Annotated in this window: 1 protein-coding gene; it reads left to right on the plus strand. The window is 63.9% G+C overall.

The features are described 5' to 3' along the window. A partial coding sequence (locus VF697_RS36955; protein ID WP_331102590.1) for an alpha amylase C-terminal domain-containing protein occupies positions 1-1,255 on the plus strand: 1,255 nt, incomplete at its 5' end. Positions 1,256-2,740 lie beyond the last annotated feature (1,485 nt).

Raw genomic sequence — 2,740 nt, forward strand, 5'->3', positions numbered from 1 at the left:
GAAGTTCGAGCAGCGGGACACGCCGTGGGGCGCGGTGCCGGCGTATTCGAACCCGAAGGTGAAGCAATTCTTCGTGGACCACGCGGTGGCGCAGGTGGAGGAGCTGCACTTCGACGGGCTGCGGTTCGACTTCACGGAGCCCATCAAGGGAGTGGGAGGCAAGGACGGCTGGGAGCTGCTGAGGGAGATCAACCGTCAGGTGCACTTCTTCAACCCGGACGTGTGGACGGTGGCGGAGCAGTTTGACTACGACCCGGGCATCTCGCGGCCGAGCCAGAAGGACGGGACGGGAGGCGGCTTCGACGCGCAGTGGTACACGGAGTTCCAGCACCGGCTGGTGAACGACGGTGGAGGCAAGCCGGGGCTGATCCAGGCGGCGGCGCGAGGGCTGAAGACGGACATGGACGCCTTCGTGTCGATGATGACGAGCCCGCGGGGGCTGGACGGCTGGAAGAAGGCGCTGAGCATCATCTCCAACCATGACGAGGTGGGGAACGCGCAGCGGACGCTGAACACGGCGGAGGGAGAGAAGCCGACGGAGACACCGGACCAGTGGTCGAGGAGCGCGGCGAGGTTCGCGGCGGGCATGGGACTGGCGGGTCCGGGCATCCCGATGTTCTTCCAGGGAGACGAGTTTGGAGCGCAGAACGACTTCCGCTGGGGGAATCCGTCGACGTGGGACAGCGACTGGAGCTGGGAGTCGCTGGGGAAGGACTGGAACTGGGACAAGGTGACGTTCGACGACGCGCGCAAGGCGACGTACGAGCGCCTCTTCTCCCTGCCGCCGGAGGCGCGAGCGAAGGACGCGGGGTACCAGGGGCTGACGGCGGAGGACCGGAAGGTCTTCGAGCGCCTGGCGGCGATGTCCGGGGAGCAGCGGACGGAGGCGATGGAGGACATCACGCGCCGGCAGAGCTTCCACTTCTACCGGGATGCGATCGCGCTGCGTCAGTCGAGCCCGGCCTTCCGAGCGGATGCGGAGGTGCAGCGGGTGCACACGCACAACGACGACGCGGTGCTGGCCTTCACGCGCAAGTCGGGGAACGAGGAGTACCTGGTGGTGGGGAGCCTGAACCGGAAGAACCTGGAGGGCTACACGATGCCGTTGCCGCCGGGGCGCTGGAAGGAAGTGTTGAACAGCGACGCGGCGGTGTACGGGGGCAGCAACTTCGGTAATTTCGGCGCGGAGGTGAGCGGCGGGAACACGAAGGTGAACATCCCCGCAGCGGGCTATGTGGTCTTCCGGAAGGAGTAGCCGGTGAGGGGGTCTCTCGAGGCAGGTGCTCGGGAGACCTTCGACACGAGCGAGCAGACGGGCGGACGTTGGGTGTTGGGGTCACCAGGAGTCCAGCAAGCGGTGGTCGGTCTGCACGCCGAGCTGAAAGCGCGGTGGCCCGAGTGGGCGGAGTCGGGCCACGGCTCCCGGTAAGCAGGCGCTGAGGCTGTGGAGCAGCGGTGTCCTCACGAGAAAACACGTTGGCTCTGACACTGCGTGCGCTTTCTTCTCACGAGGAGAGAGATTGCATGGGTTCTCCGATAGGAACGCGCGGGAGGCCCTTCGCAGTGAGCTGCGTGGATGTCCCGCTATTGGTGAGAGGCGGGCTCTGAAGAGGGTGAGCTTCGTGAAGCAGCAGACTCCTCTCGTGACGGGACACCCTGGCGCTGACACGGAGTGCGGCCTCTTCTCACGAGGAGAGGAAGTGCGCGGTCTCTCTGACAGGAGTTCGTGGGTGGCGCTCCTCTGGGAGCCGCGTGGGCATCGAAAATCTCTCGATTCCGGGAAGGGGTTGGCGGCGCTTGAGGGTTTCCCAAATGAGACCGGACGCAGAGCTGTCCCTCGGGATCAACCGTCACGATTGAGTATTTGACGGCCAGGCAACAAAGCGTTAGGTATCGGTTCCCTTCGCCCGACGGGCTGGCGCAACGGCGCCGCAGGCTCCCGAGTCGAAGGTTGGAAGGAACGAGCGGTGGATCCATCGCCGCCCGTGGACAGGAAGGCGAAGCCGCACTGGCGGTGGGAACTCCTGGACGAAGCTGAAAGACGGAATACGGAGTCGACGGGACGATGTTGACTCCCAACGCGGCGGTGGTAGAAGCCGCGTCCCTCGAAGCGGCGAAGTCGCACGGGCGACGGAGTCGATGGAGCGGGAAGAAGAGGTCGACGAAGGCGGTTGACTCTCAACGCGGTGGTGGTAGAAGCCGCGCCCCCTGAACGGGACAGCGAAGTCGCAACGGCGACGGGAGCTCCCGAGCGGGTTTGAAAGACGAAATACGAAGTCAACGAGCGGAGTTGACACCTGACGCGGCGGTGGTAGAAGCCGCCTCCCCTCGAAACGGCGAAGTCGCGAAGGCGACAGAGTCGAATCGGCGGGAAAGAAGGGGTCGACGAAGTCGGTTGACAGGGAAGGCGGAAGCGAAGTAGGTTCCGCGCCCCCTCGAAAGAGAAGAAACAAAGCGCTCCGGTGCGATGTTGCTTCCAAACGAGGCGAAGCGATGAAGCAAAGCGACAACGGTCGCTTGACAGCGGAAGCGCTTCGAAATAAAGAATGCCTCCCCCGAAGTTGAAGGGGATGCAGCAGCGAAGCAGAGCGTAGCACATAGTCGCGAGAGCAACAAGCGGCTCGGTCTTTGAAAACCAAATAGCAAGCCCAAGAAGACAGATTGCGGAAACCGCAGTCAATTCTAAGCGGTACCTCAAGAGAGTCGGCGAGAGTCGATTCCGAGGTACCTTGAACAGCGA

It is taken from the genome of Archangium sp. (genome assembly GCF_036388035.1).
Taxonomy (GTDB): Bacteria; Myxococcota; Myxococcia; order Myxococcales; family Myxococcaceae; genus Archangium.